Source organism: Streptomyces ortus (assembly GCF_026341275.1).
Taxonomy (GTDB): Bacteria; Actinomycetota; Actinomycetes; order Streptomycetales; family Streptomycetaceae; genus Streptomyces; species Streptomyces ortus.
Window position 1 is genome coordinate 2040367 of sequence record NZ_JAIFZO010000002.1, and the last position, 15039, is coordinate 2055405.

A 15039-nucleotide genomic window follows, 5' to 3' on the forward strand; every position below is an offset into this window, starting at 1 on the left:
GGCTCGGGTCGGTGACCGGTCCGGTGCCGAAAAGCTGGTGACGTGGACCGGACAGACAGGGGACCATGGGGGCATGTCCGGTCCCTACGTCATCCGTGGCTCCGTCTCGCTGCCCGAGGCCGAGCTCATGTGGCGTTTCTCGCGCTCCTCCGGGCCGGGTGGCCAGCACGTCAACACGACGGATTCTCAGGTCGAGCTGCGGTTCGACCTCGCGAAGACCGAGTCGCTGCCGCCGGTGTGGAAGGAGCGGGCACTCGCCAGGCTCGCCGACCGGCTGGTCGACGGCGTCGTCGCCGTGCGCGCCTCCGAGCACCGCTCCCAGTGGCGCAACCGTGAGACGGCGGCCGTGCGGCTCGCCTCGCTGCTCGCGGAGGCCAGCGCCCCGCCGCCGAGGCCCCGTCGGGCCACCCGTATTCCGCGGGGCATCAATGAGCGCCGGCTTCGCGAGAAGAAACAGCGGGGCGACACCAAGCGCGGGCGTTCCGGGCGTGACTGGGGGTGACGGAAAGGGGGTCGGGCCGTCCCGGCGCTTTTCCCGTTCCCACCGCTCCGTTCGCTTCTCCGCGACCGCCCGGCGCGAGTTTTCCGACGGCGGCGGAAAAGCCGGGGGATAAGTGTGTCCGGCACATGCCCGGCTTCACATTCGTACACAGTCGTAAGCCGTCGAATCCCCGGCGCCCGGAAAAGGCCTAGTCCAACTGCCGGTAACGGCCCCGGAAATAGGTGAGCGGGCTGCCCTCCGCACCCGGCAGCGCGGATGTCAGGACGCGGCCGATCACCAGGGTGTGGTCGCCCGCGGTCACCCGCTGCTCGGTGCGGCATTCCAGGGTCGCCAGGGCGTCGTCCAGCAGCGGCGCGCCGGACTCCTTTCCGCGGACGTACGGCACGTCGGCGAAGAGCAGGCGGTCCGAGATGCGGTTCTTCATGGCGAAGCGGCCGGCGACCGAACCCTGGCTCCGGGAGAGGAAGGAGACCGCCCACAAGGGCTGCTCGGCGAGCAGGTCGTCCATGCGGGAGCCCTCGCGCAGGCCGATGAGGACGAGGGGCGGGTCGAGGGACACGGACATGAAGGAGGTCGCCGTCATGCCGATGTCCTCGCCGCTCGGGCCGTCCGGGTCGGCCTGCGGCTCGTGCGCGGTCACCAGGACCACGCCGGCGGCGAGCCGGGACATGGCCGCGCGGAACTCTTCGTTGCTCACCCCCACAGCATGCACGGACGGGGCGGGCGGAGCGGTGGAGGGAGTGTTCAGCACACGAAGACGCTATTCTCCGCCGACGGTGGACACATCCGACCAACGTCGGAACCGGGTCCTAGGACCGAAGTGGGAGTGTGACTCGGATCTCTTACCAGGGGCGCGCACATGTTCCACAAATTTACGTTCAGTAAACGCACCGCGAAAACACAGAAACTCTACTCAATTGTTCATCTTCGCCTGTGACTTGAGTCACAGGTGCCATAATTTGTTGACCCTGTGTACCGAGTGGGCAGCGCGCTGTGATTCAGTGGCGGGGAAGCTGGCAGGGAGTAGGCGGGGAGAGAGCCCTGGAGTTGCTGTCGAGGTCTTCGAGGGGAGGGCGAATGGAGACCGAGTCGGAGCCGTACGTCCGCCTTGCGACCCTGCGGCAGCTGCACACGGTCATGGCGGACATGAACACGGCCCGCAGCCTGGCCGACACGCTGCAGACCGTGGCCGACGGCGTCGTCAACGGCCTCGGCTACGAACTGGCCTGCGTCAACCTCGTCCTTCCCGAGGGCGACCTGGTGGTCGCGGCCCTCGCCGGGAACTCCGCCGCCGAGGCGCTCATCACCGGCCGCACGGGCTCCCGCGATTCCTGGGAACGCCGGCTGACCATGGGCGAGGCCTGGGGCGACCTGCGGTTCATACCGCACACCGAGGGCTGGGTCCTCGACGAGGACGACGTCCCGCAGTGGTACACCGACGGACCCGAACCGCGCTTCGAGGACGAGTGGCACCCCGCCGACCGGCTCTTCGCCCCCATGTACACCCCGAGCATCCCGGGCGGCTCCTGCGGTGAGCTGATCGGTGTCCTGTCCGTGGACCGCCCGCGCAACGGACGCCGTCCCGGCGCATGGGGCCGCGAGGCCCTGCAGATGTACGCATTCCAGGCCGCCATAGCCATCAGCAACGCGCGGCTGCGCGCCAACATGCAGCGCGCGCTGGTGCGCCTGGAGCGCGAGCAGCAGGCGCTGCGGGCCAGCGAGGAAAGCTTCCGGCAGGCCTTCGAGTACGCGCCCTCCGGCATGGCCGTCGCCGAGATGGGCGGCGACCAGCACGGCCGGATCCTGCGCACGAACGACGCGCTGTGCCGCCTGCTGGGCCGCCCTGCCTCCTCCATGCGCCGCTACTCCTTCTCCGACCTCGTCCACCCCGAGGACATCGGCACCCTGCTCAGGACCTCCGCCGAGGGCGGGCGCGCCGAGCTGCGGCTCTGTCGCCGCGACGGCACGTACGTGTGGGTGTCGCTGCGCAACAGCGTGGTCGCGGACGCCGCCGACGGGCCGCGCTTCCTGCTCACCCACGTCGAGGACATCGAGGAGCGCAAACGCCGCGAGCTGCAGCTCGCCCACCGCGCCTCCCACGACTCGCTCACCGGCCTGCCGAACTCCGCGGAGCTGCGCTCCCGGCTCGCCGCCCGGCTGTGCGCGCGCCCCACGGCGACCGAACCCGGCGTGGTCGACACGATCGACGCGGCGTACGGGGAAGTGGTGGCCGCCCGCAACGCGAGAGCCAACGGGTACGACGTGAACGGCTACGACGTGACCCCCTACGACGCGAACGGGCACGGGTTCGACTACCGGTCGGTCCCGGACGCCCTGGGCGCGTACGACCACCATGTGCACACCGTCACACCCGAGGGGGAGCGGGACGACGGCACGAAGGGGCTGGCGGTCCTCTTCTGCGACCTCGACGGCTTCAAGTCGATCAACGACCGCTTCGGGCACAACGCCGGTGACCACGTGCTGATCGAGGTGGCCCGCAGGCTGAGCGGCGCCGTGCGCGACGGGGACACGGTCGCCCGGCTCGGCGGCGACGAGTTCGTGGTGCTCGCCGACGGGCTCGGCCGGGCCGACGCGGAGGACCTCGCGGTGCGGCTGCGCAACGAGATAATCCAGCCGATCAGGGTCGACGGACGGGCCATGCGGGTCGGCGCCAGCTTCGGTATCGGGTGGGCCCACTGCGGCATGTCGGCGGACGAGGTCCTGCAGTCCGCCGACGAGCGGATGTACGTAGAGAAACGTTCTCGTCCCAAAGCGCACAGGCGTGCCGGCTGATCCGCAGGTCAGCGCCGGCATGCGAGCTGAGTCACCCGTTTGGGGCAGCGGGACCGGGTAGGCTCGCCTTTCGATCCCCCGTACCGCATCTGTACCGCACCCGCTAGGAGACCAAGGGATGACGCCCGGCAGCAACGGCGCGAGCACGCCCGAGGACGACGACCCGTTCGGCTATTTGTACGAGGACGGGAAAGCCGCCGGAGCCCAGCCGCCGAGCGGCGGTGGTGGTTACGGCTACCCCGGCTCGGTCAACCGTGTGCGTCCGGTCGGTGAGCGCCAGTACGGCCAGTCCGCCGCGCAGGCCGCCCCCACCGCGCAGTACGGGCAGGCGCCGCAGCAGCAGGGCACGTACGGGCAGCAGGGGCAGTACGGGCAGCCGAACGCGAACTACGCCACGTCCGAGAACCACTCCGGCGGCGCGCCCACCACGCACCAGCAGACGCACGGCGGCCGGGGCGGTGGCGGCCGGGGCCGCGGGCCCAACACCAGGGGGCTGCTGATCGGCGCCGTCGCCGTGGTCGCGGCCGTGGTGATCGGTATCGCCATCGCGATGACGGGCGGTGACTCGGACGACGACAAGGGCGGGGACGACGCCGCGGGGCCGACCACGTCGGCCGGGCAGAGCGCCGAGCCGAGCGAGACGTCAAGCAAGGATGCCGACGAGCCGGCCGAGCTGCCCGACATCGACGCGAAGGCACTGAAGCTCGGTGCCGGTGTGACGACCGCGTCGGACATCGAGGGCGCGAGTGCGGCGGGCGGTATCTATGTGACCGGCCTGAACCAGGTCGGTGCCGAGGTCACGTGGACCGTCAACGGCATTCCGAAGGCCGGTACGTACACCGTCTTCACGAAGTACAGCGTGCCCGGCAAGGACGCCAAGATGACGCTGACCGTGAACGGCAAGGAGTTCGGGACCAAGCTGAATCTAGGGAACTTCGCGAAGGCCAAGGAGAACGAGTGGGAGAAGGGGTGGACGGAGACGTACTCCTGGCCCACTCTCACCAAGGGCACGAACACGATCTCCATCTCCTGTCAGGAGGGGGACCAGTGTGATGTCCTCCTGGACCAGCTCCGGCTGAAGGCCGGGCAGGTCAAGAACTGACGTTCGCGCCGTTCCTCGCGCCCCTGAAATGCCGGGTTTACGCTGCTGTGGGTTGGTTTGCCACTGATACTCGGGGGAGTAGTTCTTCGTAGGCCTGCTGGTCGAACTCCCCCGCTGCGGGGGACAGGACCGTTGCCGCGGAGAGGGCGACCGAGCGGGCCAGGCGGTCCGGCCACGGCAGGTGTTCGACCAGGCCCGAGAGCAGGCCCGCGACCGCGGAGTCCCCGGCGCCCGTCGGGTTGCCGCGGACCGGCCTGAGCGGGGCCGCGCGCCAGTCGCCCTCGGGGGTGCGGGCGAGCAGCCCCTGCGGGCCGAGGGACGCCACCACCGCGTGCGCCCCGCGCCGGCGCGCGTCACGCGTGGCCTGCGACGGGTCGTGCGAGCCGGTCAGCTCGGCCAGTTCGTCCGCGTTCGGCTTCACGATGTCGGGTCGCGCCGCGATCCCCCGCCGCAACGGCTCCCCGCTCGTGTCGAGCAGCACCGGAACCGCCAACGCCCGTGCCGCGCGTACGAGTTGGGCGTAGGCCCCGACCGGCACCCCGGGTGGCAGGCTGCCGCACAGGGCCACCGCGGAGCAGGACCGCAGCAGAACCTCGTACGTCTCCTGGAAGCCGGCCCACTCGGCGGGGGTGATCTGCGGGCCCGGTTCGTTGAGCTGAGTCGTGTCACCGGTCGTCGCGTCGGCCACCGCGATCGTGCGGCGGGTCGCGCCGCTCACCGGGACCAGCGCGTCGACGACGTCCGGCGTCTGCGCGAGCCGCTCCCGCAGGGCCCGTCCGGTGACCCCGCCCACGAAGCCCGTCACGGTCACCTCGTGGCCGAGGGCCGCGAGCACCCGGGCCACGTTCAGGCCCTTCCCGCCGGGCCGTTCGGTCATCTCGTCGACCCGGTGCGACGCGTGGGGCCGCAACTTGCGTACGCGGTACGTGATGTCGAGAGCGGTGTTCAGCGTGACCGTGAGAATCACCTGGGGCTGCCTCCCTCGATGTGGGCGCGGGCGCCCGGTGGGCGTACGGATCCCACGGGTGTGCTCGTCCGAAAGTCCGATCATGCCAAAGGCGGAGGCCGTCGGCCCAGCCCCCGGCTCAGCCGATCTGAGGTTCGACCAGCCATTCGCCCCGACGCATCACACCCCTGAGCTCGAAACCGGAGTCCAGGACCACCAGGTCGGCGTCCTTGCCCGGTTCCAGTGAGCCCACCCGGTCGTACAGGCCCAGCTGCCGGGCCGGATTGGCGGAGATGGCCGCGACGACGTCCTCGACGGGCAGCCGGTCCACCGTCACCGCGCGCCGGAAGGCCCGGTCCAGGGTGAGCGTGGAGCCCGCGATCGAGCCGCCCTCCACCAGCCGCGCCACTCCGTCCGCGACCTCGACCTCCAGCGGGCCGAGCATGTAGCGGCCGTCGCCGAAGCCCGCCGCGTCCATGGCGTCCGTGATGAACGCCACCCGTCCGCCGCCCGCGTGATGGAACGCCAGCTGGAGAGAGGCCGGGTGCAGGTGGACGCCGTCGTTGATCAGCTCGACGGTGACCCGCTCGTCCTCCAGCAGGGCCGCGATCGGGCCCGGGGTGCGGTGTCCGAGCACGGGCATCGCGTTGAAGAGGTGCGTCGCCACGGTCGCGCCCGCGTCGATGGCCTCCACCGTCTGCTCGTACGTGGCGTCCGTGTGCCCGATCGCCGCGATGACACCGTGCTCGACGAGCAGGCGTACGGAGTCGATGCCGCCCGGCAGTTCGGTGGCGAGGGTGACCATGCGGGCCTGGCCGCGCGCCGCGTCGATCAGTTTGCGGACCTCCGCCGGGTCCGGGTCGCGCAGCAGCTTCTCGGAGTGCGCTCCCTTGCGGCACGGGGAGATGAACGGGCCCTCGAAGTGGACGCCCGCGATGTCGCCCTGCTCGGCCAGTTCGGAGAGCAGTCCCGCGCGCTGGGCCAGGCCGTCCATGTCGCCGGTGACCGTGGAGGCGACGAGGGTCGTCGTGCCGTGCACGCGGTGGGTGCGGACGCCCTGGAGGATCTCCTCGACCGTGCCCGAGGTGAAGGAGGCGCCGCCGCCGCCGTGGTTGTGCATGTCGACGAAGCCGGGGACCACCCAGTGGTCGCTCAGGTCCACCGTGGGGGCGCCCTCGGGAGCGCTCCCGGCGAAGCGGGTGCCGTCGACGATCAGGCGTCCGCCGCGCACCGTTCCGGTGGGGAGTACTACGTTCGCGCCGGTGAGGACTGTGGTCTGCGGCCCGGCCGGAGACATACGCTCAGTGGTCATCGGGCGGATACCTCCGAAGTGGTGGCCAGCAGGTCCCAGGCGAGGAGGCCCGCGCCCAGGCAGCCGGCCGTGTCCCCGAGTGCGGCGGGGACGATGGACGGCAGTTTCTGGAAGGTGACGCGCCGCTCGACCGCGGCCCGCAGTGGTGTGAACAAGGTTTCCCCCGCCTCGGCGAGACCGCCCCCGATGATCAGGACGCGCGGGTCCAGCAGGGTGAGCGCGGTGACGAGGCCGTCGGCGAGCGCGTCCACGGCGTCCTGCCAGACGGCCCGCGCCCGGGTGTCGCCGGACTCGACGGCCTTCGCGCAGTCCGCCGCGTCGGCGTCCCGGTCGCCGGAGGCCTCGGCCCACGCCGCACCGACCGCGCCCGCGGACGCGTACCGCTCCAGACAGCCGTGCTGACCGCACGGGCAGGGGGCGCCCCCGGGGCGTACGACGACATGGCCGATCTCGCCCGCGAAACCGTGCGCGCCTGCCTCCACCCGGCCGTCGATGCCGATGGCACCGGCGATGCCCGTGCCGAGCGGTACGAACAGGAAGCGGTCCGCGCCCCGGCCGGCGCCGATCCGGCCCTCGGCGAGGCCGCCGGTGCGTACGTCGTGGCCGAGGGCGACGGGGACCCCGGCCAGCCGTTCGCTGAGCAGCGTGCGCAGGGGTACGTCGCGCCAGCCGAGGTTGGCCGCGTAGGCCGCGATACCGCGGTCGGAGTCCACGATGCCGGGGACGGCCACGCCGGCCGCCGCCGCGGGCTCGCCGAAGTGCTCCTCGCCGTGCGCGCGCAGGTCGGCGGCGAAGGCGAGGATCGACTCGACGACCGAGTCCGGGCCGCGCTCCCGGCCCGTCGAGCGGCGGGCCCGGTGCAGCAGCTCACCGTCCGCACCCACGAGGGCGGCCTTCATTCCGGTGCCGCCCACATCCAGGGCGATGACGTGTCTCACACGTACAGTGTCGCCCCTTACCCCGTGAGAGGTCTAGTCCACTTACGTGGTGTAGACCTTAGAGCGAAAATTGCGAATCGAAAGTTCCGGATCACATGAGCGAATTCTGTGTGATACGCGGGCACTTGGGCATGCGGACGCCCGGACGCGCGGACGCGCTCAGGGGACGAACAGGGTTGAGGACGGCAGTAGTGCAGCGGCGAGTGACAAGTCTGATAGCGGTCGTGTCCGCGCTGGGAGTGACCGCGGCCCTCGGAGGCTGCGGCAGTTCCACCGAATCCGGGGACGTCACGCTGAAACTCGTGGCGGCCGACTACGGCGACTCCGCGGCGAACAGCTCACAGAAGTACTGGGACAAGCTGACGCAGGCCTACGAGGCGAAGCATCCCGGCGTCGACGTCAAGGTCAGCGTCTACTCCTGGAACGACGTGGACGCCAAGGTCAAGGCCATGGTCGACGCGGGCGACCCGCCCGACCTGGCGCAGATCGGCGCGTACGCCGACTACGCGGACGCGGGGGAGCTCTACCGGGTGAGCGAACTGCTCTCCATCGACACCCAGGCCGACTTCGTGTCGCAGCTGTCCGCGGCGGGGGAGATAAACCGCACGCAGTACGGCATGCCGTTCGCCTCCTCCACCCGGCTGCTCTTCTACAACAAGGACCTCTTCGCCGACGCCGGCCTCACCCCGCCGGAGAGCTGGAGCGACCTCGCCTCCGACGCGGCGGCCCTCAAGGCCAAGGGCGTGAAGTACCCGTACGCGCTGCCGCTGGGGCCGGAGGAGGCGCAGGCCGAGACCCTGATGTGGCTGCTCAGCGGCGGCGACGGGTACACCGACACGGTCGGCTCCTACAGCTTCGACTCCCCGCAGAACATCGACACCTTCACCTGGCTGAAGGACGAGCTCGTCGACAAGGGGCTGACCGGGCCGGTGGCGCCCGCGAAGCTCAACCGCGCGGACGCCTTCGCGGCGTTCACGCGCGGCGAGGTCGGCATGCTCAACGGCCACCCCACGCTGATGAAGGCCGCCGCCGCGAAGGGCGTGAAGTTCGGCATGGTGCCGATGCCCGGCGAGAAGGGGCGTTCCAAGGCCACGATGGGCGTCGCCGACTGGATGATGGCGTTCAAGAAGAACGGGCACGCGAAGGAGATCGGGGAGTTCCTCGACTACGTGTACAGCGACGAGAACGTCCTCGAGTTCTCCCACGAGTACGACCTGCTGCCCGTGACGACGTCCGCTTCCGAGGCGATGGCCCTCGACAAGGACGACGCGGACCTCGTCGACTTCCTGGGCGAGCTGCCCAACGCGGAGCTGTACCCCGTGGGGCAGAAGTCCTGGGCGGTGGTCAGCGCGGAGATCAAGCGGCGGATCGGTGAGGCGGTGAGCGCGGAGGGGGACCCGGGGGCGGTGCTGGGGCAGTTGCAGCGGGCTGCTTCCGCTGCGCAGAACGCGGCGTAGCTCCGCGGGGTGCTCCGCGGGGTGGGGCGGCGGGGCGGTGGGGTGGTTGCGCCGTTCCCCGCGCCCCTGGTGGGGGAGAGGCGAAAGATTGCGCCGTTCCCCGCGCCCCTTTGGGGTTAGCGTGGGGCGTATGAGTGACCAAGGGCTTAGCTCGCTGGAGCGGGGTGTGCTTGCGTTGGAGGGGCGGGGGTGGGAGGCGCCGGGGGCCAAGGAGCGGGCCATCCGGGAGGAGCTGGGGATCGCCCCGGTTCGCTACTACCAGTTGCTGAACGCCCTGCTGGACACGGAGCGGGCCCTCGCGCACGACCCGGTGACGGTCAACCGCCTGCGGCGCGTCCGTGAGGTACGCAGGAGCGGGCGGGAGGCGTAGGACGCCACCTCGGCGGATAGGGTCGCAGCATGGCCAGTCACCCCGCCCCGTCCGACCCGTCGTCGCTGCCGAGCCCCGTGACCACCGCGGGCCGGGACGGTCTCGCCGCGATCCTCGCGCGGCCTCACAAGGCCGTCCTCGCCTTCGATTTCGACGGCACGCTCGCGCCGATCGTGCCCGACCCCGAGCAGGCCCGCGCCCACCCGGACGCCGTACCCGCCCTCGCGGCGCTGGCCCCGAAGGTGGCGTCGGTGGCCGTCGTCAGCGGCAGGCCCGCGTCGGTAGCCGTCCGGTACGGCGGCTTCGCCGGGGTGCCGGGCCTCGACCACCTCGTCGTGCTCGGTCACTACGGGGCGGAGCGCTGGGACGCGGTCACCGGTACGGTCCGGGCTCCCGCGCCGCACCCCGGCGTGGCCGCGGCCCGTGCGGAACTGCCCGGGTTCCTCGACGGCATCGGTGCCTGGCAGGGCAGCTGGATCGAGGAGAAGGGGCGGGCCGTCGCGGTCCACACCCGCCGCGCCCAGGACCCGCAGGCCGCCTTCGAGGCACTGCGCGAACCGCTGGCCCGGCTGGCGCAGAAGCACGGCCTGATCGTCGAACCGGGGCGGCTGGTCCTGGAGTTGCGTCCGGCGGGCATGGACAAGGGCGTCGCCCTCGGCGAGTACGTGCGCGAGGTGGGCGCCGAGTCGGTCATGTACGTCGGCGACGACCTCGGCGACCTGCCGGCCTTCGCCGCCGTCGAGAAACTACGCTCCGACGGCATCCCCGGCCTGCTGGTCTGCAGCGGCAGCACAGAGGTGACCGAACTGGCGGACCGCGCGGACCTGGTGGTCGACGGCCCGGAGGGGGTCACCCACCTACTGACAACCCTGGCAGCAAGGCTGACCCCATAAGGGGCGCGGGGAACGGCGCAGTCTTTTCGCCTTGAACCCTTCAGGGGCGCGGGAACCGGCGCGCCCCCAGATCGGTTCAGCCCCCCGCCCCCGCGGAGCGCACCGCCTGCAACTGGTCCAGGAACCACTGCGCCGGAGGCAGCGCGGTCGCCGCCGCAGCCAACCGCTTGGTCCGCTCGGCCCGCTCCCCCGCAGGCACCAGCAACGCCTCGTGCAACGCCTCCGCCGTACCGGACACGTCGTACGGGTTCACGACGACCGAGTCGTCGCCCAGCTCCTCGTACGCCCCCGCCTCCCGCGACAGCACCAGCACGCACCCGTCGTCGGAGACGACAGGCACCTCCTTCGCGACGAGGTTCATACCGTCGCGGATGGGGTTCACGAGGGCCACGTCGGCCAGCCGGTACGCCGCGAGTGAGCGCGCGAAGTCGTCCTTGACGTGCAGGACGACCGGCGTCCAGCCGTCCGTCCCGTACGCGGAGTTGATCTCGTCGGCGACCCGCTGCACCTCGGCCGTGTAGTCGCGGTACACCGCGAGGTCCTGCCGCGACGGGTACGCGAACGCCACGTGCACCACCCGCTCCCGCCACTCGGGCCGGTCCTCCAGCAGCTCGCGGTAGGCCAGGAGCCCGCGCACGATGTTCTTGGACAGCTCGGTCCGGTCCACCCGCACGATGGTCTTCCGGGCGCTGCCGTCGGGCGCGGTGCCGATCTGCTCGCGCAGCGCGGCCATCCGCTCGTCGACGTCCTCCCGGTGCGAGCGCTCGCGCAGGAAGTCCGCGTCGGCGCCCAGCCCGTGCACGCCGATCCGCGTGTCCGGGTCGAAGTCGTCCCCCAGCACGGCCCGGCAGCAGTCCGTGAACGCGTCCGCCCACCGCCGGGTGAGGAACGCGGCCCGGTCGGCGCCGAGGATCCCGTGCAGGACCTTCGCCGCGATGTCGTCCGGGAGGAGACGGAAGTAGTCGGCGGGGGCCCACGGGGTGTGCGAGAAGTGCCCGATCCGCAGGTCGGGACGGAGCTCACGGAGCATCCGCGGCACGAGGGTCAGGTGGTAGTCCTGCACGAGGACCGCGGCGCCGTCCGCCGCCTCCTCGGCCAGTGCCTCGGCGAAGGCCTGGTTATACGTCTCGTAGGCCGCCCACTGGCGCCGGAAACCCGCGTCGAAGACGGGTTCCAGGGGGGTCTGGTAGAGCATGTGGTGGACGAACCACAGCGCGGAGTTCGCGATGCCGTTGTACGCGGCGGCGTGGGTGTCGGCGTCGATGTCGAGCATCCGGACGCCGTCCTCGCTCACGCCGCGCCGGACGGCCTCGCGGTCGCCGTCGCCGAGGGCCGAGCAGACCCACAGGGCGCCGGCGTCGGGGCCGATGGCCGAGAGGCCCGACACGAGTCCGCCTCCGCCGCGCTTGGCCGTGAGCTCGCCGGACTCGTCCTTCGTGTACGAGACCGGGCCGCGGTTGGACGCGACGAGGACGGGGTGTGTGCCGTGGGTGGGAGCCATGACTCGAAATCTAGCCGCAGCTCCAACCGCTCAAACGTTCCACTCGCCGTGGACGGGGGTGTCGCGCAGTTCCTCGCGCCCCTGAGAGCCAAAGCCGAAAGATTGCGCCGTTCCCCGCGCCCCTGATGGGGGCGCGGGGAACCGCGCCCCGCTAGGCCGCGCGGCGGGTCACGTACTCTCTGATGTCCGTCATCGGGGGGCGTTCCTCCAGGTCGACGGAGTGTGTCCGCGGCTCGAAGCCGTTCTCGCCCCGGACGAACTGCGTCAGCGACGGCCGGATCATGTGCCCGCGGGCCAGCCGGAGCTGCGCCGTGCGGTAGATCGCCGCGGACATCCGTCCGAGCGCCTGCCCGTCCTGGTGCCGGTGCTTCCGCACGCCCACGTCGACCTGCGCGAGGGCGTCGAGCCCCACCAGGTGCAGCGAGTCGACCAGCATGCCCAGCTCCACGCCGTACCCCACGGGGAACGGAAGCCGTTCGAGGAGCGAGCGGCGGGCCGCGTACTCCCCGCCCAGCGGCTGGACGAAGCCGGCCAGCTGCGGCCAGTGCATGTTGAGCAGCGGCCGGGCCATGAGTTCCGTCACCCGGCCCCCCTGACCCGCGGCCGAGCCCAGCGGACGGTCGTACATCGCCTTGACGAGGTCGACCCCCGGATCCGTGAGCAGCGGCCCGACGATCCCGGAGACGAAGTCCGCCGAGAACTCCTTCAGGTCCGCGTCCACGAAGGCCACGATGTCCCCGCGGGTGACGAGCAGCGAGCGCCACAGCACCTCGCCCTTGCCGGGGACGGCCGGGATCCGGGGCAGGATCTCGTCCCGGTGCACGACACGGGCGCCCGCGGCGGCGGCGACCTCAGAGGTGCGGTCCGTCGAGCCCGAGTCGATCACCACGACCTCGTCGACGAGCGGCACTCTCGTGGTCATCAGCTCACGGCGGATCACGGCGACGATCTCGCCGACGGTCTCCTCCTCATTGAGCGCGGGCAGTACGACACTGACCGTGGAGCCGGTGGACCGCTTCGCGGCGATCAGCTTCTTGAGCGGGCGGTCCTCGACGGACCAGGAGCGCGTGCTCAGCCAGCGCTCGACGTCTTCCAGCACGTGCGGCTCTCCCTTGCGTTCATCGGGATGCGTGCGTCCCGCCGCGACGCGGACCGGTGTGGCGGTCATCTCGCGGTTCGGACGGCTCTCTCCACCATCCATGCCGTCGGTTACAGTCTTGAACAACGCTGATGACCATCGCATGTCGGGGGTCGTTGCGCGGACAACTAAAATCACGTGCAGGACCACACATGCAGGACCACAACTGAATACCGCTCATCCAGAGGGGCAGAGGGATACGGCCCGTTGAAGCCCCGGCAACCCTCCAGCCGGTCTCGTCCTGATCGTCGTCGAACATCGCCGATCAGCGCCGCGAGGCTCCCGGCTCGGGAAGGTGCCAAATCCGTCTCATGGCGAAGTGCGTCGTGAGGAAGATGAGGAAAGGGCCTCGCCTCCATGGCTGCGCAGACAGTTGCAAGCACCACGAATTCCACCCCCGCGTCCGTGTCCGCCTCCGCCGCGGGCTCCGCGAACGCCGTCGACCTCGGTCCGGCCGCCGCGCTCTCCTGCCGCGAGTGCGGCCACCGCGTCCCGCTCGGTCCGGTCTTCGCCTGCGAGGAGTGTTTCGGCCCGCTGGAGATCGCGTACGACTTCTCGGGTTACGACACCGAGGAACTCCGCAAGCGGATCGAAGCGGGTCCCGCGAACATCTGGCGCTACGCGCCGCTGCTGCCCGTCCCCGCGGACGTGGCGGACAAGCCGAACATCAACCCCGGCTGGACCAAGCTCGTCCAGGCCGACAACCTGGCGCGTGAGCTGGGCGTCGACGCCGGCAAGCTCTTCGTCAAGGACGACTCCGGCAACCCGACGCACTCCTTCAAGGACCGCGTCGTCGCCCAGGCGCTGGAGGCCGCGCGCGCCTTCGGCTTCACCACCCTCTCCTGCTCCTCCACCGGCAACCTGGCGGGCGCGGTGGGCGCCGCCGCCGCGCGGGCCGGTTTCCGTTCCTGCGTGTTCATCCCGCACGACCTGGAGCAGGGCAAGGTCGTCATGGCCGCGGTCTACGGCGGCGAGCTCGTCGGCATCGAGGGCAACTACGACGACGTGAACCGTTTCTGCTCCGAGCTGATCGGCGACCCGGCCGGCGAGGGCTGGGGCTTCGTCAACGTCAACCTGCGGCCGTACTACGCGGAGGGCTCCAAGACCCTGGCGTACGAGATCTGTGAGCAGCTCGGCTGGCGGCTGCCGGACCAGCTGGTCGTGCCGATCGCCTCCGGTTCGCAGCTGACGAAGATCGACAAGGGGCTCAAGGAGCTGATCCAGCTCGGCCTCGTCGAGGACAGGCCGTACAAGATCTTCGGTGCCCAGGCCGAGGGCTGTTCACCGGTGTCCGTCGCCTACAAGGCCGGGCACGACGTCGTACGCCCGCAGAAGCCGGACACGATCGCGAAGTCGCTCGCGATCGGGAACCCGGCCGACGGGCCGTACGTGCTCGACATCGCCCGCCGGACGGGCGGGGCTGTGGAGGACGTGAACGACGACCAGGTCGTCGACGCGATCAAGCTGCTGGCGCGGACCGAGGGGATCTTCGCGGAGACCGCCGGCGGGGTGACGGTGGGGGTCGCGAAGAAGCTGATCGAGAGCGGGCTGCTCGACCCGACGCTGACGACCGTCGTCCTCAACACCGGGGACGGTCTGAAGACGCTGGACGCCGTGGCCTCCGACACGGGGCTGACCGCGACCATCCGTCCGAACCTCGATTCCTTCCACGAGGCCGGGCTCGGGTCCTGATCGCCGTCCGCCCGCACCGCACCGCAGCCCTACCTGCCCTACCTGTTGGAGGTCCCGTGAGCGTCAACGTCCGTATCCCCACCATCCTGCGTACCTACACGGGTGGTCGGGCCGAGGTGGCCGCCGAAGGGGCGACCCTCGCCGAGGTCATCGCCGATCTGGAGAAGAACCACACCGGTATCGCGGCCCGTGTCCTGGACGACCAGGGCAAGCTGCGGCGGTTCGTCAACGTGTACGTGAACGACGACGACGTCCGCTTCGAGCAGGGTCTGGAGACGGCCACGCCGGACGGCGTCGGGGTCTCGATCATCCCGGCGGTCGCCGGCGGCTGAACCGCCCGCCCCGTTCGTCGAATTGCCCTCTCCGCGCCCGAAGCGGAGGGGGCAATTCTGTAT

General features: G+C 70.9%; 14 protein-coding genes and 1 riboswitch. Of the genes, 8 read left to right on the forward strand and 6 right to left on the reverse strand.

Annotated elements, in window-relative coordinates:
* Positions 1-73 precede the first annotated feature (73 nt).
* Positions 74-502: an alternative ribosome rescue aminoacyl-tRNA hydrolase ArfB gene (arfB, locus tag K3769_RS12320; RefSeq protein ID WP_217454041.1), complete on the forward strand. Its 429-nt coding sequence runs from the start codon at positions 74-76 to the stop codon at positions 500-502.
* A gap of 187 nt (positions 503-689) precedes the next feature.
* On the opposite strand, the gene K3769_RS12325 is transcribed toward arfB, so the two are convergent.
* Positions 690-1253, reverse strand: coding sequence for a flavin reductase family protein (locus K3769_RS12325; protein ID WP_267026480.1), 564 nt, complete (start codon positions 1251-1253; stop codon positions 690-692).
* A 326-nt stretch (positions 1254-1579) separates the two neighbouring features.
* Between K3769_RS12325 and cdgB the strand changes: the two genes are divergently transcribed.
* On the forward strand, positions 1580-3295 hold the full coding sequence (gene cdgB / locus K3769_RS12330) for a diguanylate cyclase CdgB (RefSeq protein ID WP_267026481.1): 1716 nt from the start codon (positions 1580-1582) through the stop codon (positions 3293-3295).
* Positions 3296-3413: 118 nt separating this feature from the next.
* Complete coding sequence (locus tag K3769_RS12335) at positions 3414-4397, forward strand: carbohydrate-binding protein (RefSeq protein WP_267026482.1); 984 nt, start codon at positions 3414-3416, stop codon at positions 4395-4397.
* 37 nt (positions 4398-4434) lie between these two features.
* Here K3769_RS12335 and K3769_RS12340 read toward each other — a convergent pair whose 3' ends face one another.
* The 3 genes from K3769_RS12340 to K3769_RS12350 all read right to left on the reverse strand — a co-directional run bounded on the left by K3769_RS12340 (position 4435) and on the right by K3769_RS12350 (position 7593).
* Positions 4435-5364 (reverse strand): 1-phosphofructokinase family hexose kinase, encoded by a 930-nt coding sequence (locus tag K3769_RS12340; RefSeq protein WP_267026483.1) that lies wholly within the window; start codon positions 5362-5364, stop codon positions 4435-4437.
* Between the two features lie 118 nt (positions 5365-5482).
* Positions 5483-6655, reverse strand: coding sequence for an N-acetylglucosamine-6-phosphate deacetylase (gene nagA, locus K3769_RS12345; RefSeq protein WP_267026484.1), 1173 nt, complete (start codon positions 6653-6655; stop codon positions 5483-5485).
* Positions 6652-7593 carry an ROK family protein gene (locus K3769_RS12350; RefSeq protein ID WP_267026485.1) on the reverse strand — a complete coding sequence of 314 codons (942 nt, stop codon included), beginning with the start codon at positions 7591-7593 and terminating at the stop codon, positions 6652-6654. Before K3769_RS12350 ends, nagA begins: the two co-directional genes overlap by 4 nt.
* Before the next feature lie 191 nt (positions 7594-7784).
* Between K3769_RS12350 and K3769_RS12355 the strand changes: the two genes are divergently transcribed.
* From K3769_RS12355 to otsB, 3 genes are all read left to right on the forward strand, one after another.
* Positions 7785-9050, forward strand: coding sequence for an ABC transporter substrate-binding protein (locus K3769_RS12355; RefSeq protein WP_468666252.1), 1266 nt, complete (start codon positions 7785-7787; stop codon positions 9048-9050).
* A 130-nt stretch (positions 9051-9180) separates the two neighbouring features.
* Complete coding sequence (locus tag K3769_RS12360; RefSeq protein ID WP_267026487.1) at positions 9181-9420, forward strand: DUF3263 domain-containing protein; 240 nt, start codon at positions 9181-9183, stop codon at positions 9418-9420.
* Between the two features lie 29 nt (positions 9421-9449).
* Positions 9450-10313, forward strand: coding sequence for a trehalose-phosphatase (gene otsB / locus K3769_RS12365; protein ID WP_267026488.1), 864 nt, complete (start codon positions 9450-9452; stop codon positions 10311-10313).
* A 76-nt stretch (positions 10314-10389) separates the two neighbouring features.
* On the opposite strand, the gene K3769_RS12370 is transcribed toward otsB, so the two are convergent.
* Positions 10390-11814 (reverse strand): alpha,alpha-trehalose-phosphate synthase (UDP-forming), encoded by a 1425-nt coding sequence (locus K3769_RS12370; RefSeq protein WP_267026489.1) that lies wholly within the window; start codon positions 11812-11814, stop codon positions 10390-10392.
* Positions 11815-11965: 151 nt separating this feature from the next.
* A complete protein-coding gene (locus K3769_RS12375) occupies positions 11966-12913 on the reverse strand; it encodes a glucosyl-3-phosphoglycerate synthase (protein ID WP_267031339.1) in 948 nt (315 codons plus the stop codon).
* Between the two features lie 213 nt (positions 12914-13126).
* Positions 13127-13294, forward strand: a riboswitch (SAM riboswitch).
* Positions 13295-13309: 15 nt separating this feature from the next.
* Here K3769_RS12375 and thrC point away from each other — a divergent pair.
* Together thrC and K3769_RS12385 are read left to right on the forward strand one after the other, a co-directional pair.
* A complete protein-coding gene (gene thrC, locus K3769_RS12380) occupies positions 13310-14644 on the forward strand; it encodes a threonine synthase (RefSeq protein WP_267026490.1) in 1335 nt (444 codons plus the stop codon).
* Between the two features lie 56 nt (positions 14645-14700).
* Positions 14701-14976: a MoaD/ThiS family protein gene (locus tag K3769_RS12385; RefSeq protein WP_267026491.1), complete on the forward strand. Its 276-nt coding sequence runs from the start codon at positions 14701-14703 to the stop codon at positions 14974-14976.
* Positions 14977-15039 lie beyond the last annotated feature (63 nt).

Coding starts and splice junctions, on each gene's coding strand:
- arfB (WP_217454041.1), top strand. CDS start 74: ATGTCCGGTCCCTACGTCATCCGTGGCTCCGTCTCGCTGCCCGAGGCC.
- K3769_RS12370 (WP_267026489.1), bottom strand. CDS start 11,814: ATGGCTCCCACCCACGGCACACACCCCGTCCTCGTCGCGTCCAACCGC.
- nagA (WP_267026484.1), bottom strand. CDS start 6,655: ATGACCACTGAGCGTATGTCTCCGGCCGGGCCGCAGACCACAGTCCTC.
- K3769_RS12335 (WP_267026482.1), top strand. CDS start 3,414: ATGACGCCCGGCAGCAACGGCGCGAGCACGCCCGAGGACGACGACCCG.
- cdgB (WP_267026481.1), top strand. CDS start 1,580: ATGGAGACCGAGTCGGAGCCGTACGTCCGCCTTGCGACCCTGCGGCAG.
- thrC (WP_267026490.1), top strand. CDS start 13,310: ATGGCTGCGCAGACAGTTGCAAGCACCACGAATTCCACCCCCGCGTCC.
- K3769_RS12360 (WP_267026487.1), top strand. CDS start 9,181: ATGAGTGACCAAGGGCTTAGCTCGCTGGAGCGGGGTGTGCTTGCGTTG.
- otsB (WP_267026488.1), top strand. CDS start 9,450: ATGGCCAGTCACCCCGCCCCGTCCGACCCGTCGTCGCTGCCGAGCCCC.